This window comes from Pseudomonas zeae (assembly GCF_014268485.2).
In the GTDB taxonomy this organism is placed as follows: domain Bacteria; phylum Pseudomonadota; class Gammaproteobacteria; order Pseudomonadales; family Pseudomonadaceae; genus Aquipseudomonas; species Aquipseudomonas neuropathica.
The window spans coordinates 5,257,598-5,279,168 of sequence record NZ_CP077090.1 but is presented as its reverse complement, the minus strand read 5'-3'; the positions used below and the strand labels follow the sequence as shown (position 1 = coordinate 5,279,168).

The 21,571-nt window shown below is 57.9% G+C and carries 24 protein-coding genes; 19 read left to right on the top strand and 5 right to left on the bottom strand.

Annotated elements, in window-relative coordinates; all coding sequences use genetic code 11:
• Nucleotides 1-64 precede the first annotated feature (64 nt).
• The 3 genes from HU754_RS23345 to HU754_RS23335 are packed head-to-tail and all read right to left on the bottom strand — an operon-like array spanning nt 65 to nt 3,652.
• The gene (locus tag HU754_RS23345) at nt 65-649 is read right to left on the bottom strand and encodes a cob(I)yrinic acid a,c-diamide adenosyltransferase (RefSeq protein ID WP_186623876.1); all 585 of its coding nucleotides are present in this window, start codon (nt 647-649) and stop codon (nt 65-67) included.
• A gap of 3 nt (nt 650-652) precedes the next feature.
• Complete coding sequence (locus tag HU754_RS23340; protein WP_186623880.1) at nt 653-2,689, bottom strand: sensor histidine kinase; 2,037 nt, start codon at nt 2,687-2,689, stop codon at nt 653-655.
• A gap of 45 nt (nt 2,690-2,734) precedes the next feature.
• Nucleotides 2,735-3,652: a putative 2-dehydropantoate 2-reductase gene (locus HU754_RS23335; protein WP_186623882.1), complete on the bottom strand. Its 918-nt coding sequence runs from the start codon at nt 3,650-3,652 to the stop codon at nt 2,735-2,737.
• A gap of 140 nt (nt 3,653-3,792) precedes the next feature.
• Between HU754_RS23335 and HU754_RS23330 the strand changes: the two genes are divergently transcribed.
• A complete protein-coding gene (locus HU754_RS23330; protein WP_007912755.1) occupies nt 3,793-4,278 on the top strand; it encodes a YajQ family cyclic di-GMP-binding protein in 486 nt (161 codons plus the stop codon).
• A 181-nt stretch (nt 4,279-4,459) separates the two neighbouring features.
• The gene (locus tag HU754_RS23325; RefSeq protein ID WP_186623884.1) at nt 4,460-5,302 is read left to right on the top strand and encodes a mechanosensitive ion channel family protein; all 843 of its coding nucleotides are present in this window, start codon (nt 4,460-4,462) and stop codon (nt 5,300-5,302) included.
• 229 nt (nt 5,303-5,531) lie between these two features.
• On the opposite strand, the gene HU754_RS23320 is transcribed toward HU754_RS23325, so the two are convergent.
• Complete coding sequence (locus HU754_RS23320) at nt 5,532-6,827, bottom strand: OprD family porin (RefSeq protein WP_186623886.1); 1,296 nt, start codon at nt 6,825-6,827, stop codon at nt 5,532-5,534.
• 895 nt (nt 6,828-7,722) lie between these two features.
• On the opposite strand from HU754_RS23320, the gene HU754_RS23315 reads away from it, so the two are divergent.
• Nucleotides 7,723-8,148 (top strand): HIT domain-containing protein, encoded by a 426-nt coding sequence (locus HU754_RS23315; RefSeq protein WP_123453618.1) that lies wholly within the window; start codon nt 7,723-7,725, stop codon nt 8,146-8,148.
• A gap of 3 nt (nt 8,149-8,151) precedes the next feature.
• A complete protein-coding gene (locus tag HU754_RS23310; RefSeq protein ID WP_123453616.1) occupies nt 8,152-8,358 on the top strand; it encodes a SlyX family protein in 207 nt (68 codons plus the stop codon).
• A gap of 71 nt (nt 8,359-8,429) precedes the next feature.
• Here HU754_RS23310 and HU754_RS29640 read toward each other — a convergent pair whose 3' ends face one another.
• Entirely contained in the window at nt 8,430-9,032 is a 603-nt protein-coding gene (locus HU754_RS29640) for a cold-shock protein (RefSeq protein ID WP_007912746.1), read from the bottom strand.
• A 312-nt stretch (nt 9,033-9,344) separates the two neighbouring features.
• Here HU754_RS29640 and HU754_RS23300 point away from each other — a divergent pair, with 312 nt between their 5' ends.
• The 15 genes from HU754_RS23300 (at nt 9,345) to ybgF (ending at nt 21,437) form a co-directional block, all read left to right on the top strand.
• The gene (locus tag HU754_RS23300; RefSeq protein WP_038366640.1) at nt 9,345-9,815 is read left to right on the top strand and encodes a Dps family protein; all 471 of its coding nucleotides are present in this window, start codon (nt 9,345-9,347) and stop codon (nt 9,813-9,815) included.
• A gap of 184 nt (nt 9,816-9,999) precedes the next feature.
• Nucleotides 10,000-10,338 (top strand): ribbon-helix-helix domain-containing protein, encoded by a 339-nt coding sequence (locus HU754_RS23295; RefSeq protein ID WP_186623888.1) that lies wholly within the window; start codon nt 10,000-10,002, stop codon nt 10,336-10,338.
• Nucleotides 10,339-10,469: 131 nt separating this feature from the next.
• The gene (locus tag HU754_RS23290) at nt 10,470-10,691 is read left to right on the top strand and encodes an FmdB family zinc ribbon protein (protein ID WP_093430491.1); all 222 of its coding nucleotides are present in this window, start codon (nt 10,470-10,472) and stop codon (nt 10,689-10,691) included.
• A gap of 100 nt (nt 10,692-10,791) precedes the next feature.
• Complete coding sequence (gene aspS / locus HU754_RS23285; protein WP_186623890.1) at nt 10,792-12,567, top strand: aspartate--tRNA ligase; 1,776 nt, start codon at nt 10,792-10,794, stop codon at nt 12,565-12,567.
• A gap of 129 nt (nt 12,568-12,696) precedes the next feature.
• Nucleotides 12,697-13,443, top strand: coding sequence for a YebC/PmpR family DNA-binding transcriptional regulator (locus HU754_RS23280; protein ID WP_007912738.1), 747 nt, complete (start codon nt 12,697-12,699; stop codon nt 13,441-13,443).
• 158 nt (nt 13,444-13,601) lie between these two features.
• A complete protein-coding gene (gene ruvC / locus HU754_RS23275) occupies nt 13,602-14,129 on the top strand; it encodes a crossover junction endodeoxyribonuclease RuvC (RefSeq protein WP_007962095.1) in 528 nt (175 codons plus the stop codon).
• A 114-nt stretch (nt 14,130-14,243) separates the two neighbouring features.
• Complete coding sequence (gene ruvA, locus HU754_RS23270; protein ID WP_034153418.1) at nt 14,244-14,852, top strand: Holliday junction branch migration protein RuvA; 609 nt, start codon at nt 14,244-14,246, stop codon at nt 14,850-14,852.
• Nucleotides 14,853-15,914 carry a Holliday junction branch migration DNA helicase RuvB gene (gene ruvB / locus HU754_RS23265; RefSeq protein WP_007912736.1) on the top strand — a complete coding sequence of 354 codons (1,062 nt, stop codon included), beginning with the start codon at nt 14,853-14,855 and terminating at the stop codon, nt 15,912-15,914.
• Nucleotides 15,915-16,041: 127 nt separating this feature from the next.
• Nucleotides 16,042-16,509, top strand: a complete 468-nt coding sequence (ybgC, locus tag HU754_RS23260; RefSeq protein ID WP_093430488.1) for a tol-pal system-associated acyl-CoA thioesterase — start codon at nt 16,042-16,044, stop codon at nt 16,507-16,509.
• On the top strand, nt 16,499-17,194 hold the full coding sequence (gene tolQ / locus HU754_RS23255) for a protein TolQ (protein WP_008080223.1): 696 nt from the start codon (nt 16,499-16,501) through the stop codon (nt 17,192-17,194). Before ybgC ends, tolQ begins: the two co-directional genes overlap by 11 nt.
• 23 nt (nt 17,195-17,217) lie before the next feature.
• Complete coding sequence (tolR, locus tag HU754_RS23250) at nt 17,218-17,670, top strand: protein TolR (RefSeq protein WP_161806672.1); 453 nt, start codon at nt 17,218-17,220, stop codon at nt 17,668-17,670.
• Complete coding sequence (gene tolA / locus HU754_RS23245) at nt 17,670-18,752, top strand: cell envelope integrity protein TolA (RefSeq protein ID WP_093430487.1); 1,083 nt, start codon at nt 17,670-17,672, stop codon at nt 18,750-18,752. Before tolR ends, tolA begins: the two co-directional genes overlap by 1 nt.
• Before the next feature lie 17 nt (nt 18,753-18,769).
• The gene (gene tolB / locus HU754_RS23240; protein ID WP_172828178.1) at nt 18,770-20,050 is read left to right on the top strand and encodes a Tol-Pal system beta propeller repeat protein TolB; all 1,281 of its coding nucleotides are present in this window, start codon (nt 18,770-18,772) and stop codon (nt 20,048-20,050) included.
• A gap of 52 nt (nt 20,051-20,102) precedes the next feature.
• Complete coding sequence (gene pal / locus HU754_RS23235; protein ID WP_003178634.1) at nt 20,103-20,600, top strand: peptidoglycan-associated lipoprotein Pal; 498 nt, start codon at nt 20,103-20,105, stop codon at nt 20,598-20,600.
• A 6-nt stretch (nt 20,601-20,606) separates the two neighbouring features.
• Nucleotides 20,607-21,437 carry a tol-pal system protein YbgF gene (ybgF, locus tag HU754_RS23230; protein ID WP_186623892.1) on the top strand — a complete coding sequence of 277 codons (831 nt, stop codon included), beginning with the start codon at nt 20,607-20,609 and terminating at the stop codon, nt 21,435-21,437.
• Nucleotides 21,438-21,571 lie beyond the last annotated feature (134 nt).

Sequence of the window (21,571 nt, the reverse complement as noted above, 5' to 3'; positions counted from 1 at the left end):
TTCGTCAGTTGGAATGCAATCAAATGTGGGAGCGAGCCTGCTCGCGAAGGCGATCTTTCAGGCGCTAGATTTCTGCAGGCTTGACCGCCGGTTGCCAAAGAATCTCCGCAACCCCCTGCCGCCGCGCAATCAACCGCGCCGCCACAAACAACAAATCCGACAACCGATTGATATACGCCAACCCAACCCCGGCCAATGGCTCGATCGCATTCAAATGCTGACAACGCCGCTCGGCACTCCTGGCCAGACTCCGGCACACATGCGCCTGCGCAATCAGCATCGACCCACCCGGAAGAATGAAATTCTCCAGCGGCCCCAACTCCTCATTCCACACGTCAATCGCCGTTTCCAGGCGTTCGATTTCCGCCGCATTCAACGCCTGATACGCCGGCATGGCCAGCTCGCCACCGAGATCAAACAAGCGATGCTGACAAGGCGCCAACACCTCGATCAGTTCATTCAGTCCCGGATACGTTTCGCGTTCGGCAATCAACCCGGCCAATAACACGCCGACCTGACTGTTCAGCGTATCGACCTCGCCAATGGCCTCGACGCGTGGATGGTCCTTGGGGACGCGGCGGCCATCGCCCAGGCCGGTTTCACCTTTGTCGCCGGTGCGGGTGTAGATTTTCGACAGGCGAAAGCCCATGGGTTACCTCGATAATGGATTGGTTTCGGCAGCAAGGGGCAGTGGTTGCGTCAGCGGCAGGCGCAAGGTGAAACACGTGCCCTGGCCCGGTGCTGACTGCACCTCCATCTGCCCTTTGTGATTGTTGGTGATGATGAAGTAAGACACCGACAAGCCAAGCCCGGTGCCCTGGCCGATTTCCTTGGTGGTGAAGAACGGCTCGAAGGTGCGTTTGCGCACGCTCTCGCTCATGCCGATGCCGTTATCCTCGACCTGAATTTCGGCCCACGGCGGATTAAGCCTGGTGCGCAGAATGATTCGCCCCGGCTCGCTGTCGTCTTCGCGCTGGTGAATAGCCTGTGCAGCGTTTTTCAACAGGTTGAGCAGCACTTGCTCGAGTTCGTTGGCGGTGCCCGGTACCGGGCCGAGCGCCGGGTCGAACTGACGGATGATCGCCTGGCCCTTGAAGTCGAAGCCGATGGCCAGGTCGAAGTCGTTGCCGGCGATTTCCACGGCTTGATCGATCAGTGCCGGCAGATCGCACGGCGCCATTTGCCGGGTACTGCGGCGGCTGAAGCTGAGCATGTGGGTGACGATTTTCGCAGCGCGAGCGCCGGCCTGTTGAATGCCATCGAGCAGTTGCGGCACTTCGCGACCTTGCAGATAGCGGTTCACCGTGTCCAGTTCAATGCCCAGTTGCTCGGCGGTTTCGAGGTTCTTCGGCAGGTCGGCGGACAGGCGTCGACGGATGTTCTGCACGTTGTGCAGGATCGCACCCAGCGGGTTGTTGATTTCGTGGGCCATGCCGGCGGCGAGGCCACCGACCGAGAGCATTTTTTCCGACTGCACCATCATTTCTTCCAGCGACAGACGCTGGGTGATGTCGTCGATGCGGATCACCACACCACGCCCGGCGCCACCCATCAGCGGGTAGAACGTCAGCGCGTAATGTTTGGGCTCCTCATCCTTGAACCATGTTACCCGCTCGATTTTTGCCACCGTGTGCTGCTCGACGGTCTGCTTGAGTTGCGGCAGAAACGGTTTGAGCGGTTCGAAGGCGAGGAAAATCGGTTGATTCAGCGCTTCGTCCAGCCGCGTACCGGAAAGGGCGCTGGCCTCCTGATTCCACTGGGTGACGTAGAGCTGCTCGTCGAGGGCGATCAGTGCCGAGGGCATTGAGTCGATGATGCTGTTGAGGTAGTTCTGGAAACCGGTGAGTTTCTTTTCGATCTTGCTGCGCACCTGCACTTCCAGTTCCAGTTTGCGATTGGTGTGGCGGGTTTCTTCAGCCAGGCCCTGCGCCTGATCGTAAGCCGCTTGTGAGTCGTCGCGGGCGCGCTTGAGTTGCTGTTCGCGGGCTTCGATGCGCGAGAGCATGGTGTTGAACGCCTCGGCGAGGCTGCCGATCTCGTCATGATTACCGCGCGAGGCGCGCAGGGCGTAGTTTTCTTCGCGGGTGACCTGGCGCGACAATTCCTCAAGCTGATGAATCGGCCGGGTGATCAGGCGTTTGATCTGCCGGGCAATCACCAGCCACAGCAGCACGCTGAAAATCAGGATACCGAGGCTCGCGGTCAGCGTGCCGGTGTAGAACGCCATCGGCAGCTCGCTGCTGGCGACCAGCAACAGATGGCCCGGCGCAGTGCCGGGGCGGGGCAGGGTGATCAACTGGTTGCTGCGAAACTCGGTCAGTTGCCACGCTTCGATGTGCCGATAGCGTTCTGGCAGGCTGAGTTTGTCGCCGCGCTGGACTTGCGCCAGTCGTTCGCCCTTGCCGTCATAAAGGGCGGCGGCGCGCAGCGGTGAGTAACTGTCGAGTTCTTTGAGCAGACGCTCGGCGCTTTGCGATGATTGCAGCGCTTCGCTGACCAGGCTCGGGTTGGAAATCAGTCGGCCGATGGTCTGCAAGGCCTGTGGTGCCATGCTTTCCTGAGAGATGTAATAGGCGGCACTGATAAATGTCAGGTTGGCGACCAGCAATACAGTGGTCAACAGCACCAGGAGGGCGGCCAGCAGTTTCTGGCCGACCGGCAGGTTTTCGAGACGCTGGCGCAATGGCATCAGGTTTATCGCAACAAAGGAACAAGTGGCCAGCGTAGCCGCTGCTCAGTCGCTGGGCAATCCGAGGCTGTGCAGATGAGCGACCAGTCGTTGCTGCAATCGATTGAGGTGCGGCAGGTTCAACTGGTGGCGCGTGGCGACTTTGCAGACGTGGCCCAACAGATAGCTGATTTCGGTGCGGCGCTGGTTGGCGACGTCCTGATACATCGACGAGTAGTTCGCAGCCGTAGCGTGGATCACCCGTTCGACTTCCTGTTGCAGGTTGTCGGCGGCGGCGGGTTGGCCGCAGCGCTCGAGCAATTCGGCGAGTTCGGCGCACAGGGTGGCGACTTCGCAATGGTGCTCCTGCAAGCCACCGTTGCGGCAATGGTGCAGCACGGTCAGCGGATTGATCGCGCAGTTGAGCGCCAGTTTGCGCCACAACCGCGTAAGGATATCGGTGCTCCATTCGTGGGGGATCTTTGCCGCGTCCAGATCGTCCAGCCAGATCGGCGCGACCGGATGGCCCGCGTCGCCCAGCCAAGTGAATCCGTGACCGGCGAACACCACACGCCAGTCGCCATCGCGAAAGGCACCCTCGGTGCTTGAAGCGCTGATGCAGCGTGCCAGCGGTACACGGTTGGCGACGGCGTCCTGACTGCCGAGGCCGTTTTGCAGGAGGATCAGTTCGGCGTCCGCAGTCAGCCGTGGGGCGAGGCGGGCGACGGCGCTTTCGGCGTCGTAGGCTTTGCAGGCCACCAGCAAACGGCGGATCGGCTCGGGGCTGTCGGGTGTTTCCCCGGGCACGACATAGGTGCTGGCCTGACCTTGTTCGACCAGCGTCAGCCCGCCCACGGCTTCATAGCTGCGCAAGCGCTCGGCGTCACGCACGATCAGCCGGACCGGCAGGCCGGCCCGCGCCAGACGTGTGGCCCACAACGTGCCGAGGCTGCCGGCGCCAAGAACATGCCAGGGGGTGGCCATCAGTTTTTTGCTCGATTGCGTACAGGCATGTGCGGCTCGCCGTGTCGGTGGGAAAAGACCCGTTATAATGAGCCCGATTTTAACCGCAAGCCAAGCGCGCTCCATCCTCATCGAGCGCGCCTTTTTATTGGAGAGATTACATGCCGTCGTTCGACGTGGTATCCGAACTGGACAAACACGAACTCACCAACGCGGTCGAGAACGCCGTGAAGGAACTCGATCGTCGTTATGACCTGAAAGGCAAAGGCAGCTTCGAGTTCAAGGAAAAGGACCTCACCGTCAGCCTGACTGCTGAAGCCGGATTCCAGCTGGAAGCAATGATCGAAATCCTCAAGCTGGCGCTGGTCAAGCGCAAGATCGACGTGCAGTGCCTTGAGGTCAAGGACGCTTACGCATCGGGCAAACTGATGAAGCAGGACGCGGTACTTAAGGAAGGCATCGACAAGGAACTGGCGAAGAAAATCGTCGGCCACATCAAGGACGCCAAACTGAAAGTGCAGGCCGCCATTCAAGGTGAGCAGGTACGCGTGACCGGCAAGAAGCGTGATGACCTGCAAGAGGCCATCGCGGCCCTGCGGGCCAAGGAATTCGGCATGCCCCTGCAGTTCAACAACTTCCGCGACTAAGCTCGGTCAGATGACCTGTGGGAGCGAGCCTGCTCGCGAAGGCGGTGTGTCAGTCAACTCATTGCTGAATGACACGGCGCCTTCGCGAGCAGGCTCGCTCCCACATTGTTTTGTGTACACCCGGCGGGTTTCTGCCGCTTATTTTTCGCGTGCCGAATGGCCGGAAATCAGGAGATAGAACATGGATTTGAATGCTGAGGTGGACAACCTGGTCAAGGCGTCCCAGGCGTGGATTCCGATGATCATGGAATACGGCAGCCGCGTGCTGCTGGCAGTGATCACGCTGGCCATCGGCTGGTGGCTGATCAACAAGGTCACGCAAAAACTCGGTGGTCTGCTGGCCCTGCGTAATGCCGATCTGGCGCTGCAAGGTTTTATCAGCAGCCTGGCGAACATCATTCTCAAAGTGCTGCTGATTGTCAGCGTCGCTTCGATGATCGGTGTTGAAACCACGTCCTTCGTTGCCGCGATCGGTGCGGCTGGTCTGGCAATCGGTCTGGCTTTGCAGGGCAGCCTGGCGAACTTCGCCGGTGGCGTGCTGATTCTGCTGTTCCGTCCGTTCCGGATCGGTGACTGGATCGAAGCGCAAGGCGTATCGGGTACAGTCGACAGCATCCAGATTTTCCACACCGTGCTGCGTACCGGTGACAACAAAACCATCATCGTGCCGAACGGCAATCTGTCGAATGGCATCATTACCAACACCAACCGTCAGCCGACCCGCAAGGTTGTGTTCGATGTGGGTGTGGATTATGAAGCCGATCTGCAAAAGGCCCGTCAGGTGCTGCTGGATCTGGCCAAGGATGAGCGCATATTGCAGGATCCGGCGCCACAGGCCGTGATTTCGACCTTGGGTGACAGTTCGATCACTGTTTCCCTGCGTGTCTGGGTTAAAACCGCAGACTATTGGGACGTGATGTTCATGTTTAACGAACAGTCCCGCGATCGTTTAAAAACGGCCGGTATCGATATCCCGTTTCCGCAACGGGTGATTCGCGTAGTTCAGGAAACGGCTGCACAGTAACAACATTGATACCTGGCTTCGCGGTCAGTTAATTAATGAAAAAACCCAAGTGCTGTTCGCAGCCTTGGGTTTTTTATGTGTGTGTTGAAAGTTTGCTGGCTAATAGATAGCTGGCTAATTTTTTTGATTCGCATGCCGTTGGGCCAGGCATAAAAAAACCGCCTACCTGAATCAGGTAGACGGTTTCTATTAGAGCAACGCTCTGAAGTAACGCCGATTTACATCCGTATTACAGGATGTGCAGCGGGTACTCAACGATTACACGGACGTCATTGTTGTCGGCAGTGTAGTCGGCGTTGTACGCACCGTTTGCACGATAGATCGCGCTACGCAGGCGGAACGACAGGTCCTTGGCTGGACCTTCCTGCAGTACGTATTTGGTTTCGAAGTTGAACTCGTTTTCCTTACCTTCGGTATCGGACGAGGTCTTGATGTTGTCACCTTTGACGTAACGCGCCATGAAGCTCAGGCCAGGAACGCCGTAGGTCTTCATGTTCAGGTCGTAGCGAGCCTGCCAGGAGCGCTCGTCGCGACCGATGAAGTCGGAGATCTGGATGGAGTTGGCTACGAAGATCGTGCTGTTACCGTCCACGCCGTACAGGTAGTTGGTGTCACCGGTGGAACGCTGGTGAGCGATGGTGAATTTGTGTGCACCGATGCTGTACGCCGCTGCAAGGCTCCACAGTTTGTTGTCCAGTTCGCCGTACAGCGCCTGGCCCTGATCCTTGGTGCGATAGCCGTTGAAGTCGATGTTCAGCGACTGATCGTCATTGATCGGGAAGGTGTAGTTGGCGTTGATGTATTGCTTCTTGAAGTAGTCATCAACGTCCGACGCAGCAACACCGGCAACGAAATTATCGGTGAACTGGTAGGTCGCGCCAGCGATGTTGGCGCTGGTCAGGCCAGGGCCCTTGCCGTTGATGCTGTCCTTGCCCATGCCGGTTTGCGAGCTCAGCGCGGTGAAGCGACCAGCGGTCAGTTCCAGACCTTTGATCTCTTTGCTGGTGAGCAAGGTACCTTCAGCGACTTCTGGCAGCAGACGGCTGTCATCGGTCGCGAATACTGGGCTGGCAACGAATTGACGACCGTACTTCAGGGTGGTGTCGGAGAGGCGGAATTTGATGGCTGCGCCGGTTTTGCCTTGAGCGTCTTCTGGCTCGCCGTCGCCGTTGCGGGCAAACAGACCGTTACCGGAACGACCTTCGCCACCATCCAGCTTGACGGTGCCCATGGCCATCGCGTCAAGACCAAAACCGATAGTGCCTTGAGTGAAGCCCGACTCGTAGGTCAGCAGTTGGCTGATACCGGTGTCCTGACGGTAGCCGCTCTTAAAAGTAGTAGGACCTGTCTGAATATTACCGGCACCATTACGGAAGTCACGGTTCATGTATTCCAGACGGGTTTTCAGATTCAGGCTCTGATCTTCCAGGAAACCCTTCGCGTCATCTTGAGAGGACGCTACTGCGAACTGCGAGGTGCCTGCTGCAACAGCCAGGGCGATCATGCTCCACTTCATCACGCGCATCGTGATTTGCTCCTTTGGTTTTTAGAAGAGTACTGCCGTCCCACCTGTTTTATTATCTGGGCGGCTCTTTCTTTTTGTGTCGGCGCAAACTTATATCACGCCGACATTGTTGGCGATACTTGCGAATCTAACCTTTCACCTTCTTTACGACGCTGTCGCAATTGGCTTTGTAGATGTCGCAAATTCACAGTACCGATGCAACCGGACCGACAACTTTCTCGTTGTTTTTCTAGCCGTTTGCATCGCTAAAAAAGAGTCCCTGGCAAAACACTTGAATCTCCATCGGGCAACCCTGCCACTGTTTTTGTCGGGCTTAAGGCTCCCACTTCCCGTGGTGCGCTTATAGTCCATATGAGTACGAATGCAACAAGCGTGCACAAACCGCAATGTCGGTGCGGTTATTTTTCTGAACACCTGTCTTTACCTGTAAAAACCTCATAAATACGGGGCGCCAAGCCCATTTCTATTGGGGCTTGACGCGATTGTTCGTATGGTGTTGCCACACCGTAGCAGGCACATGACAACAAAAAACGTTACCGGTTCACCCCGCCGGTGAGTATTTGGCGGATGCCTGTCGCACTGAGCGTAGACGCGTTGTGCGGTTTTGGTGCAAAAAAATTTACCGGCTGTACCGGATTCATACAGTTCAGCCGGAGTGTGGTCGTGAGCGCTCTCAGGTTTTTCAGCCATTTCAGTGGGCAGTCATCAGTCCAGGGACTGAGTTGGTGCATGCCGGTGAAAAGTGTCACATCTCGGGGCGCCTGGAGAATGGCAAGTGGCCTGTTGTCGTGAAGGTCGGCGCATTCACAGGTATGCTGCCGGTCTGTCGCTTGGTGCGCTGCCCTTGGGCAAGGCCGCTAAGCTCAATGATGTAGAACCGCCGGGAGTGCACGCAGTGTTTGCTTTGGATACACGACTTCAACAGGACACGATTACCATTGGCGACTTCCCGCTCTGCCGGCTGCTGTTGTCCAACGATGCCAACTATCCCTGGTTCATTCTGGTGCCACGCCGCGACGATATCAGCGAGTTGTTTCAGTTGGATGTCGCCGATCAGCAGCAACTGTGGCTGGAAACCACGGCTCTGGCCGAGTTGCTTAAAGACTTGTTCGATGCCGACAAAATGAACGTCGCGACCCTGGGTAACGTTGTCAGTCAGATGCACATGCATGTGATCGTGCGAAAGCGCGATGACGCTGCCTGGCCGGCGCCAGTGTGGGGCAAACATCCGGCCAGGCCCTACAGCAACGAACAGGTGGCTGCCATTCGCGAGCGCTTGCGCGTGGTATTAACCGAAGATTTCACCTTTGTGGAGGGCTGAGTCATGAGCCTGGAACAACGCGTTACCGATCTGGAAAGCCGTCTGGCGTTTCAGGATGACACCATTCAGGCGTTGAACGACGTGCTGGTGGCACAGCAGCGAGTGGTCGAGCGCCTGCAATTGCAGATGGCTGCACTGCTCAAGCGTCAGGAAGAAATGGTCGGCCAGTTTGAATCGTTCGAAGAAGACGCGCCGCCACCACATTATTGATGCTGGACATTTTTCGTCAGGCGTAAAAAAACCGCGAACAGCACGCTGCTCGCGGTTTTTTTATGCCTGGATCAGCGTCGCGGCAGCGCGGCGATCACGTCCTCGGCTTGCAGGCCTTTGTCCCGGTTCATTACCGAGAACTCCACGCGCTGGCCTTCGACCAGGACGCGGTGACCTTCGCCACGGATCGCGCGAAAGTGCACGAAGATATCATCGCCGGAATCGCGGGAGATAAAGCCGAAGCCTTTGGAGGTGTTGAACCACTTTACGGTACCGGTATCACGATTGGTCATGTCATAGCTGGTTGGAGCAGCAGCCGGTGAAGAACGATAGAAGCTGACGGCCAGGTGCAGGACCACGGCAACCAGCGCGATCACCAGAGTGAACAGCACGGCTGGCTGACCGGCGATGACGGGCATCGGGGCGATCAGGGTCAAGGTTTGCAGGACGACGGTCAGTACCAGCAGCGCGCTGACCAGGTTTTGCAGATGCTGACGAGGGCCTTTGTTCCAGAAAGGAATCACTGGAGCAATCACCAGGTTCAGCAGGCCGAAAAAGGCCAGGTAAAGTGCATCGGGTTGTTGCAGGTAGGGAACGGCTTCGGATTTCAAGCTGGGTATGAACGACAGCAGCAATGCCGCTGCGCCCATTAGCAGGTGGACGATTTTCAACATTTTGATTGGCTCACGTTTATGACGGCTCACAAGGAAGAGCTGAAGGCGCACGGTTCGCTTCGGAACAAAATAAGAGGCGGTGGACACGTTCACGGCATCAGCCTATGCGCAACGCCCCGAAAAATGGGGCATGGCGACACACTGCCTATTTAACAGCAAAGCCTGCGGCTACTCAAATCAGCCCGGCCAGCGGCATCGTCTCGGTCGATTTGTCGCAGTGTGTGCACCCGATCAGGGCTGCGGGGTGTCGGCAGGCTTGCTAGAGTCGGTCTGCACCTGTTGGATGAATTCAATCGCCGTTAGGGGGTAAACATGGCAATCGATATCGGTATCAGTGAAGAAGATCGCAAATCCATCGTCGAAGGCTTGTCGCGTCTGCTGTCGGACACCTACGTGCTGTATCTGAAAACCCACAACTTCCACTGGAACGTCACCGGCCCGATGTTTCGTACGCTGCATTTGATGTTCGAAGAGCAATACAACGAGCTGGCGCTGGCCGTGGACTCGATCGCCGAGCGTATTCGCGCATTGGGCTTTCCGGCGCCGGGCGCCTATGCCACGTACGCGCGCCTTTCGTCTATCAAGGAAGAGGTGGGCGTGCCGAGTGCCGAAGACATGATCAAACAATTGGTCGATGGTCAGGAAGCCGTGACCCGCACGGCCCGTGGCATCTTCCCGCTGCTCGACAAGGTCAGCGATGAACCGACCGCAGACCTGCTGACCCAGCGCATGCAGGTTCACGAAAAAACGGCGTGGATGCTGCGCTCGCTGCTGGAAGCGTAATCCCCCGAGCGCGCGGGCCCGCCAGCGGTGCTCGTGCGCTGTCCGCAATCCTACCTGTGTCGTTGGCTTATCCTACGGTGTCGGTCAATAAGTCGTCTGGCTATAACTTTGTGTCTGCGCTTTTATGAAAGCCACAGGATGTGACTTTTCAAACAAGCAGAGATGGCAAAGGAGTGTCACCGATATGGCAGAGGGAGACAGGCGAGGCGACAGGATTGTCGGCTTGCCCCATGAGTTGAAAGTTGATCCGTTCGTCACCGAGTTCGACATGGCACTGGTTCAGCCATCGTCACGATCCGTGCGTCTGAACGGTTATGCGACCTGCCTGCGGCTGGAGCGGGTCTACTGGAACATCCTCGGCAATATGGCCGCAGATAACTGCTGTTCGATCAGCTCGTTGTTGTCCCACGTTGACCGCGAAGTGCATCTGCGTCACGGCGGGGTGAGAAATTTCAGCGCGCTGGTGCGTGTGGTGTGCGTCATGAACGGCGTCAAGCAGGCAGCAACTGCCGAATCGCTCTGAAGCGGCGGTTGCAAACGAGGTCTCGGCCTGTGCAGTCTTACGGCTGCACAGGCCGCATTTAATCGATATAATCCCGCTCTTTCGCCGCAAAGCCCTGCGCGCGGTGGCAATCTGATCGCCGAGACACCCCCATGCCGATGTACGATTACCAATGTGCTTCCTGTGGTCATCAGTTGGAAGCCATTCAAAAGATCAGCGATGCACCGCTGGTCGACTGCCCTGCCTGCCAGGCGCCAGAGCTCAAGAAACAGCTGTCCATGCCAGGCTTCCGCCTCAGCGGCAGCGGTTGGTACGAAACCGATTTCAAGACCGGGACCAAGAAGAATCTGGCCGGTGGCGACAAATCTGACTAGGGTTCAACCCCAGGTTGAACGACACGCGTGAGTTTCCGCATTGCTTTGAAAGCAACGGGATCTCCACCGAATATCGAATGACGAGAAGCGAACCATTATCATGATGCGCAGCCACTATTGCGGCCAACTGAACGAAAGCCTGGAAGGCCAGGAAATTACCCTTTGCGGATGGGTTCACCGTCGCCGCGACCACGGCGGGGTGATTTTCCTCGATATCCGTGATCGTGACGGTCTGGCCCAGGTGGTATTCGATCCGGATCGCGCCGAGAGCTTCGCCGCTGCCGATCGCGTGCGCAGCGAGTACGTCGTGAAGATCACCGGCAAGGTGCGTCTGCGTCCGGCCGGTGCGACCAACGCCAACATGGCGTCGGGCATGATCGAAGTGCTGGGTTATGAACTGGAAGTGCTGAACGAGTCGGAAACTCCGCCGTTCCCGCTGAACGAGTTCTCCGACGTTGGTGAAGAAACCCGTCTGCGTTATCGTTTCCTCGACCTGCGTCGTCCGGAAATGGCCGAGAAGCTGCGTCTGCGCTCTCGCATGACCACCAGCATCCGTCGCTTCCTCGACGAGAACGGCTTCCTCGACGTTGAAACGCCGATCCTGACCCGTGCCACCCCTGAAGGTGCGCGTGACTATCTGGTGCCAAGCCGTACCCACGCCGGTTCGTTCTTCGCCCTGCCGCAATCGCCACAGCTGTTCAAGCAACTGCTGATGGTTGCCGGTTTCGACCGTTATTACCAGATCGCCAAGTGCTTCCGCGACGAAGACCTGCGTGCTGACCGTCAGCCTGAATTCACCCAGATCGACATCGAGACCAGCTTCCTCGATGAAAAAGAGATCATGGGCCTGACTGAGGAAATGATCCGCAACCTGTTCAAGGAAGTGCTGGGTCTGGAATTCGGCGATTTCCCGCACATGACTTTCGAAGAAGCCATGCGCCGCTACGGTTCCGACAAGCCAGACCTGCGTAACCCGCTGGAACTGGTCGACGTTGCCGATCAACTGAAAGAAGTTGAATTCAAGGTGTTCAGCGGCCCGGCCAACGATCCGAAATGCCGTATCGCCGCACTGCGCGTTCCAGGCGGGGCGAGCATGCCACGCAAGCAGATCGACGATTACACCAAGTTCGTCGGCATCTACGGTGCCAAGGGCCTGGCGTACATCAAGGTCAACGAGCGCGCTGCCGGTGTTGACGGTCTGCAATCGCCGATCGTGAAAAACATCCCTGAAGACAAGCTCAACGTGATCCTCGATCGCGTTGGCGCAGTCGATGGCGACATCGTGTTCTTCGGCGCCGACAAGGCTAAGATCGTCAGCGAAGCCTTGGGCGCACTGCGCATCAAGCTCGGTCACGACCTCAAGCTGCTGACCTGCGAGTGGGCGCCAATGTGGGTCGTCGACTTCCCGATGTTCGAAGAAAACGACGACGGCAGCTTCTCCGCGTTGCACCACCCGTTCACCGCGCCGAAGTGCTCTCCCGAAGAGCTGGAAACCAACCCGGCTGGCGCTCTGTCCCGCGCCTACGACATGGTATTGAACGGCACCGAGCTGGGTGGCGGTTCGATCCGTATCCACCGCAAGGAAATGCAGCAGGCGGTGTTCCGTCTGCTGGGTATCAATGAAGCGGAACAGGAAGAGAAGTTCGGCTTCCTGCTCGACGCGCTGAAGTACGGTGCTCCGCCGCACGGTGGTCTGGCCTTCGGTCTGGACCGTCTGGTCATGCTGATGACCGGCGCCCAGTCGATCCGTGAAGTGATCGCCTTCCCGAAAACCCAGAGTGCCGCCGACGTCATGACGCAAGCGCCGGGTGTGGTGGATGCCAAGGCACTGCGCGAGCTGCACATTCGTTTGCGCGAAACGCCAAAGGCTGAGTAAGACGAGCCTGAAGGCGCATCTTCGGATGCGCCTTTTTTCTTTCTATAGAGAGCAGGTCGAGATTTTTTTGTTTGCTGGCCGCTGCATGAGCAGGGCGGGCAACGTTTCAAAGAGAATTCGGAGCGAGTTATGGCAGGTCATTCCAAGTGGGCGAACATCAAGCACCGCAAAGAACGTCAGGATGCCAAGAGAGGCAAGATCTTCACCAAGTGGATCCGCGAACTGACCGTTGCGGCCCGTCAGGGCGGCGGTGATCCGGGTTCCAACCCGCGTCTGCGTCTGGCCCTGGACAAGGCGCTGAGCGCGAACATGAGCCGCGACATCATCGACCGTGCCGTGGCGCGCGGCGCTGGTGCCACCGAAGCGGATAACGTTGAAGAGCTGACCTACGAAGGTTACGGCCCGGGCGGCGTGGCGGTGATGGTCGAGTGCATGACCGACAACCGCAACCGTACTGCCGCTGCTGTGCGCCATGCGTTCAGCAAGTGCGGGGGTAACCTCGGCACCGACGGTTCGGTAGCTTACTTGTTCGAGCGCAAAGGCCAGATCAGCTTCGCACCGGGCGTTGATGAGGATGCACTGACCGAAGCGGCGCTGGAAGCCGATGCCGATGACGTGGTCAGCCACGAAGACGGTTCGATCGATGTGTTCACCTCGTTCACCAGTTTCTATGCCGTGCGTAACGCGCTCGAAGCTGCGGGTTTCAAGGGCGATGATGCGGAAATCGTCATGCAGCCAACCACCAGTGCCGAACTGGATCTGGAAGGTGCGGAGAAGGTGCTGAAGCTGATCGACATGCTTGAGGATCTGGATGACGTGCAGAACGTTTATTCCAACGCGGATATTCCGGAAGACGTGGCCGCTCAGCTCGGTTAAGAGCGGCTACGATTCAATGTGGGAGCGAGCCTGCTCGCGAAGGCGGATTTTCAGGCAACATCGTTGCTGATGATGAAACCGCTTTCGCGAGCAGGCTCGCTCCCACATTTGTTATGGGTTGATTTGAAAATCGTGCTTTTACCGAATCTGCAGGCGTTATGACTTTAATTCTTGGTATCGACCCCGGTTCGCGCATCACCGGTTACGGAATAGTTCGTGATACCGGACGTGGCGGCTGTATCTATGTGGCATCCGGCTGCATCCGCACTGGTGCGGGCGAGCTGCACGAACGCCTGCAAATCGTCTATCGCGGCGTGCGCGAGATCATCCAGACCTACGGACCGGTGACCATGGGCATCGAAAAGGTGTTTATGGCGAAAAACGCCGACTCGGCGCTGAAGCTGGGGCAGGCGCGCGGTGCAGCGATCGTCGCCGGTGCGGAAGAGTGCCTGGAGATCGCCGAATATACGGCCACGCAGGTCAAGCAAGCCGTGGTCGGCACTGGCGCCGCCAATAAAGAACAAGTGCAGATGATGGTCATGCACATGCTCAAACTCACCAGCAAACCGCAAATCGATGCCTCTGACGCTCTGGCCATTGCCATTTGCCACGCGCACACACGTTCCAGTCTGCTGCCGCACGGTCTGGGAACGGCACGCAGTCGTGGCGGGCGCCTGCGTCTCTGATAGCATCAGCATCAATTTTCCTGAAAGCCGGTTTTTGCGCCTGGGTCGTCGGCCCGAAATCCGCCTTTCGACAGTCGCCAGCCCACGGCTGGCCAACGCTCAAGGATCTGAAACGTGATTGGACGCTTGCGCGGCACCCTGGCTGAAAAACAGCCGCCGCACCTGATTCTGGATGTAAACGGCCTCGGGTATGAGCTGGAAGTGCCCATGACCACCCTTTACCGCCTGCCGTCGGTCGGTGAACCGCTGACCTTGCACACGCATTTGGTCGTACGCGAAGACGCGCAATTACTCTATGGTTTTGCCGGCAAGCGTGAGCGAGACTTTTTTCGCGAGTTGATCCGTCTCAATGGTGTCGGGCCAAAATTGGCCCTGGCCTTGATGTCGAGTCTGGAAGTCGACGAGTTGATCCGCTGCGTGCAGTCTCAGGACACCTCGGCGTTGACCAAGGTGCCGGGTGTCGGCAAGAAAACCGCTGAGCGTCTGCTGGTCGAACTCAAGGATCGCTTCAAGGCCTGGGAAACTACGCCAGCCATGTTCGCGCTCGTGCCGAACCAGCCGGATGGCCCGGCGCCGGTCAACACCGCCGAGAACGATGCGGTCAGCGCGCTGATTTCCCTGGGCTACAAGCCGCAGGAAGCGAGCAAGGCGATTACCGCCATCAAGGACAAGAATTTGAGCAGTGAAGACCTGATCCGCCGCGCCCTGAAGGGAATGATTTAAGTGATTGAAGCTGATCGTCTGATCACCGCCGCGCACAGCCCGCGCGAGCGCGAAGAAGTCCAGGACCGCGCCATTCGCCCGGTCAGCCTGGCCGACTACATCGGCCAGCCGACCGTGCGCGAGCAGATGGAGCTGTTCATCCAGGCCGCCCGTGGCCGAAGCGAATCCCTCGACCACACGCTGATCTTCGGCCCGCCGGGTCTGGGTAAAACCACACTGGCCAACATCATCGCTCAGGAAATGGGCGTATCGATCAAGAGCACTTCCGGGCCGGTGCTTGAGCGTCCGGGTGATCTGGCGGCGTTGCTGACCAATCTTGAGCCGCACGATGTGTTGTTCATCGACGAAATCCATCGTCTGTCGCCGATCGTTGAAGAAGTGCTGTACCCGGCGATGGAGGATTTCCAGCTCGACATCATGATTGGCGAAGGGCCGGCAGCGCGTTCGATCAAGCTCGATCTGCCGCCATTCACCCTGGTCGGCGCGACGACTCGCGCCGGCATGCTGACTAACCCGTTGCGTGACCGCTTCGGTATCGTCCAGCGTCTGGAGTTCTACAGCACGGCTGATCTGGCGACGATTGTCAGCCGTTCCGCGGCCATCCTCGGTCTGCCGCTGGATCCGGAAGGCTCGTTCGAAATCGCGCGCCGCGCCCGGGGCACGCCGCGGATCGCCAACCGTCTACTGCGCCGTGTGCGCGACTTCGCTGAAGTGCGCGCCAAGGGCCATATCACCAAAGCGGTGGCGGACCTGGCTTTGAACCTGCTGGATGTCGACGAACACGGTTTCGATCATCAGGATCGCCGCCTGCTATTGACCATGATCGAGAAGTTCGATGGCGGCCCCGTCGGTATCGACAGCCTCGCCGCTGCAATCAGCGAGGAACGCCACACGATTGAAGATGTGCTGGAGCCGTATCTGATCCAGCAGGGTTACATCATGCGCACTCCACGGGGCAGGGTGGTGACGCGCCATGCGTACCTGCACTTTGGTTTAAACATCCCGTCACGAATGGGTGAAATGCCCGTGGCAGACGAGTTTCTCGATGCCGTGGACGATTGAGACACATTTTTTGTCGATTTATTCAGGGTTTGTACGGTCATAGGACGGTACTTTTGCGGTAAAGCCCTGAAACCATGAAAAACAGTTGCCTGGCCGGATTGGCAACCTGAGGAGTAAGCACTAGAGTATGCGCGCGCAAAACGGGCTTGAGTCGTTCGCACATCGTTGTCGCGTTTATTACGAGGACACCGATGCGGGCGGCATCGTGTATTACGTTAATTACCTCAAGTTTATGGAACGGGCTCGAACCGAGCGGCTTCGCGAGCTGGGCTTTGCCCAATCGCAGCTGGCAGGGGAGGACCTGTTGTTTGTCGTGCACTCCAGCGAAGCGCGTTACCACGCGCCGGCGCGACTGGACGACGAACTGCTGGTAAGCGCTGAAGTAATCGAATTGAACCGTGCCAGCCTGCGCTTCAAACAGCAGGTCAGGCGGGCAACGGATAATGTGCTGCTCTGTGAAGGGCAGTTTCTGGTGGCCTGTGTGCGCACTAACAGTTTGAAACCCCGGGCCCTTCCCGAAGACTTGCGTGCGGCCTTCGCCGACGCGGTCGGCCCGGGTACACACTCAAAGCAGGAGATAAAGCGTGGAAGCTAACGTCGTCGACCATTCCTCCATGTGGAGCCTAGTCAGCAATGCCAGCATCGTGGTGCAGTTGGTAATGTTGACCCTGGTGGCCGCATCGGTGACCTCATGGATCATGATCTTTCAGCGCAGCAATCTGCTGCGTGCCGGTCGACGTGCCCTGGAGAGCTTCGAAGAGCGCTTCTGGTCGGGTATCGACCTGTCCAAGCTGTACCGTCAGGCGGGCAGCAACCCGGATCCGGATTCTGGCGTGGAGCAGATCTTCCGTGCCGGCTTCAAGGAGTTCTCCCGTCTGCGTCAGCAGCCAGGTGTCGACCCTGAAGCGGTCATGGAAGGTGTGGCCCGTGCCATGCGCGTCGCCATTTCCCGCGAAGAAGAGAAACTCGAGCAGAGCCTGCCATTCCTCGCCACCGTCGGTTCGGTCAGCCCGTACATCGGTCTGTTCGGTACCGTGTGGGGCATCATGAACTCCTTCCGCGGGCTGGCCAGCGCCCAGCAAGCAACCCTGGCCACTGTGGCCCCGGGTATCGCCGAAGCCCTGATCGCCACCGCGATCGGTCTGTTCGCCGCGATCCCTGCGGTTATCGCTTACAACCGTTTCGCCGCTCGCAGCGAAACCTTGCTGGGCCGTTACTACACCTTCGCCGATGAATTCCAGGCGATCCTGCACCGCAAAGTGCACACCAGCGAAGAATAAGCAGGTAATTTCCAATGGCTTTAATCGCTCGAGCTCGCAAAAAGCGCAAGCCGGTTGCCGAGATGAACGTGGTGCCTTACATCGACGTGATGTTGGTGCTGCTGGTTATCTTCATGGTGACCGCGCCGATGCTCAATCAGGGCGTGAAAGTTGATCTGCCCAAGGTTTCCAGCGAAGCCTTGCCGCAGGACAACAACACTCAGGTCCTGACCATTTCGATCAAGGCTGACAAGACCTACTACTGGAACCTTGGCAGCGAAGTCGATACCGAGAAGCAACAGGACAGGGCCATGACTCTGCCGCAAATGACCGACGCGGTGACCAAGATCATTCGTGCCGGCACTGAAGGCGGCAAGCGTACCCAGGTCTTCATCCGCGGTGACAAGACCGTCGACTACGGTTCCGTCATGGGCGCCATGGGCGGGTTGCAGAAAGCCGGGGTCGGTAATGTTGGTTTGATTACCGAGGCCCCCTGATGCAGCAACAGCGAGAGCCGTCCGCCTCGGAAAGCTACTTCTGGCCTAGTGTTCTGGCAATTGTCCTGCACGTGCTGGTGTTCGGCATGCTGTTCGTCAGTTTTGCCTTTACACCAGAACTGCCGCCGGCCAAACCGATTGTCCAGGCGACCCTCTACCAGCTGAAATCGAAAAGTCAGGCAACCACCCAGACCAATCAGAAGATTGCGGGTGAGGCGAAGAAATCCGCCGCGCGCCAGACCGAAGTCGAACAGATGGAGCAGAAGAAGGTCGAGCAGGAAGAGATCAAGGCTGCTGCGGAACAAAAGAAAGAAGAAGCGGCTCAAAAAGCCGAGGAAGCCAAGAAGGCCGACGAGTCGAAGAAAGCAGACGAGGCGAAAAAGGCTGACGAAGCCAAAAAAGCCGACGAAGCCAAGAAGACCGCCGAAGCCAAGAAGGCTGAAGAGAAAAAATTGGCTGATATAGCCAAGAAGAAATCTGAAGAAGAAGCGAAAAAGGCTGCTGAAGAAGAGGCCAAGAAAGCCGCTGCTGAAGAAGCCAAGAAGAAGATCGTCGAAGACGCGAAGAAGAAAGCCGCCGAAGACGCCAAGAAGAAAGCTGAAGCTGAAGAGGCGAAGAAGAAAATCGCCGACGAAGCGAAGAAGAAAGCTGCTGCCGATGCTGCGAAGAAGAAAGCGCAGGATGCGGCACGTAAGTCGACCGAAGACAAAAAGGCTCAGGCCTTGGCCGATTTGCTTTCCGATACGCCGCAGCGCCAGCAGGCCTTGGCCGATGAGCAGGGTGACGAAGTCGCGGGCAGTTTCGATGACCTGATTCGTGCGCGAGCGGCAGAAGGTTGGGCTCGTCCTCCTTCGGCACGCAAAGGCATGACGGTTGTGCTGCAGATCGGCATGTTGCCGGACGGTACGGTGACTTCGGTCAGCGTGGCCAAGTCCAGTGGCGATGGTCCGTTCGATGCGTCGGCAGTCGCGGCAGTGAAAAATATTGGACGTTTGACAGAAATGCAGGGAATGAAGCCGAGCGATTTCGCTCCGTATCGTTCATTCAAGATGACATTCACACCTGAGGATCTAGCCTTGTGAGAAACCTTCTTCGAGGAATGCTGGTCGTGATCTGCTGCATGGCAGGGATCGCGATGGCGGATGAAAAGAACATTCTGGTTACCAGCGGCAGCGACCGGGCTACTCCGATCGCCGTTGTACCGTTCGGCATGCAGGGCGGTGCAGTTCTGCCGGACGACATGGCAGAAATCATTGGTAACGATTTGCGTAACTCGGGCTACTACTCGCCGATTCCAAAGCAAAACATGATCAGCCAGCCAAGCCAGCCGAGCGAAATCATCTTCCGTGACTGGAAGGCGGTGGGTGCTCAATACATGATGGTCGGCAGCATTGCGCCAGCCGGCGGTCGCCTGCAGGTGCAGTGGGCACTGTTCAACGTGGCCACCGAACAGAAAGTGGCAGACGGCAGTGTTTCCGGTACCACCGAGCAACTGCGTGACATGGCGCACTTCATCTCCGACCAGTCGTTCCAGAAACTGACCGGTATTGAAGGTGCGTTCTCGACGCGTCTGCTGTACGTGACGGCTGAGCGCTTCTCCGAGAAGAACACCCGTTACACCCTGCAGCGTTCTGACTACGACGGTGCTCGCGCCGTGACCTTGCTGCAATCGCGTGAGCCAATCCTGTCGCCGCGTTTTGCACCGGATGGCAAGCGCATCGCCTATGTGTCGTTCGAGCAGAAGCGCCCACGCATCTTCATGCAGAACATCGACACCGGTCGCCGTGAGCAGATCACCAACTTCGAAGGTCTGAACGGCGCGCCAGCCTGGTCGCCGAACGGTGATCGTCTCGCGTTCGTACTGTCCAAGGACGGTAACCCGGACATTTACGTGATGAACCTGGCTTCGCGCCAGATCACCCGCGTAACCGCAGGCCCGGGCATCAACACCGAACCGTACTGGGGCAAGGATGGCTCGACCATCTACTTCACTTCGGACCGCGGCGGCAAGCCACAGATCTACAAAACCAGCGCCAGTGGCGGCGGTGCCGAGCGTGTGACCTTTATCGGTAACTACAACGCCAACCCGAAACTGTCGGCGGATGAAAAGACTTTGGTGATGATCCATCGTCAGGATGGCTTCACCAATTTCAAGGTGGCAGCTCAGGATCTACAGCGAGGGAGTGTAAAGATCCTCACTGATAGCACTCTGGACGAGTCACCTACTGTTGCGCCCAACGGCACCATGGTAATCTACGCCACCCGCCAACAGGGCCGGGGAGTCTTGATGCTCGTGTCCATTAATGGACGCGTTAGGCTCCCGCTTCCTACCGCTCAAGGCGAAGTCAGAGAACCGTCCTGGTCCCCTTACCTGAAGTGAGCGGGCGCTACACGTTTTACTTAACACACTGGGGTTCATTAGGAGTTTCACGATGGAAATGCTGAAGTTTGGTAAATTTGCTGCGCTGGCTCTGGCCATGGCTGTAGCTGTAGGTTGCTCGTCCAAAGGCGGCGACAACGCCGGTGAAGGCGCTGTTGATCCAAACGCTGGTTACGGCGCAAACACTGGTGCCGTTGACGGTTCCCTGAGCGAAGAAGCTGCTCTGCGCGCAATCACCACCTTCTACTTCGAATACGACAGCTCGGACCTGAAGCCAGAAGCCATGCGCGCTCTGGACGTTCACGCCAAAGACCTGAAAGCAAACGGCGCTCGCGTTGTTCTGGAAGGCAACACCGACGAACGTGGTACTCGTGAGTACAACATGGCACTGGGCGAGCGTCGTGCGAAAGCCGTTCAGCGCTACCTGGTACTGCAAGGTGTTTCCCCAGCTCAGCTGGAACTGGTTTCCTACGGCGAAGAGCGTCCAGTTGCTACCGGCAACGACGAGCAGTCCTGGGCTCAAAACCGTCGCGTCGAACTGCGTAAGTAATTCGATATGCGAACGTGCCGTCGTGCTGTAACTGTTCTGGCTCTCAGCCTTGCGCCGCTTGCGGCGTGGGCTGCGGTTCCTGTGGTCGATGACAACTCCGGTTATAACAATAGCGGGAGCAGTTATCCGCCTGCAGGTTACGGTACGAACGGCGCCTATGCCGGGGGAGCGGCTTCGGCCCCTGCCTCGGCACAAGGCATGCTGTTCAACCAATTGCAACAGATGCAGGATCAGATTTCTCGCCAGCAAGGCGTGATCGAAGAACTGCAGAATCAGGTTGCGCGCATGAAGCAGGAATCCCTGGAGCGATACCAGGATCTTGATCGGCGCATAGGATCCGGCGTTGCACCTGCCGCGACTCCTGAGAATTCTTCTGCCGGTGGCGATGCAAGTGCTGCTGCCGGTGCTGCTGGCGCCGGGGCTGCTGCCCAGGCACCTGCTGCAAGCAGCGAACCGGGTGATCCGGCCAAGGAAAAGCTGTATTACGATGCCGCTTTCGACCTGATCAAAGCCAAGGATTTCGACAAGGCCAGCCAGGCTTTTGCCGCTTTCCTGCGCAAATACCCGAACAGCCAATACGCGGGCAACGCCCAGTACTGGTTGGGCGAAGTCAATCTGGCCAAAGGCGATCTGCAAGGTGCAGGTCAGGCTTTCGCCAAGGTTTCGCAGCTGTATCCAAAGCACGCTAAAGTGCCGGACTCGCTGTACAAGCTGGCTGACGTAGAGCGCCGCCTTGGTCATACCGACAAGGTCAAAGGCATTCTGCAGCAGGTGGTGGCCCAATATCCGGGTACCTCCGCCGCTCAGTTGGCTCAACGTGATCTGCAACGCATGTAAGGTCGTGTTACCCGTTTAGAAGAAACCCGCGCTTGTCGCGGGTTTTTTCGTTAGAATTCACGCCCTTTTTCTGAAACACGCTTCTTGCGGTCTACGCGTTGGCGGGATTGCCTGAAGTGCCTGACGGAGGCGGA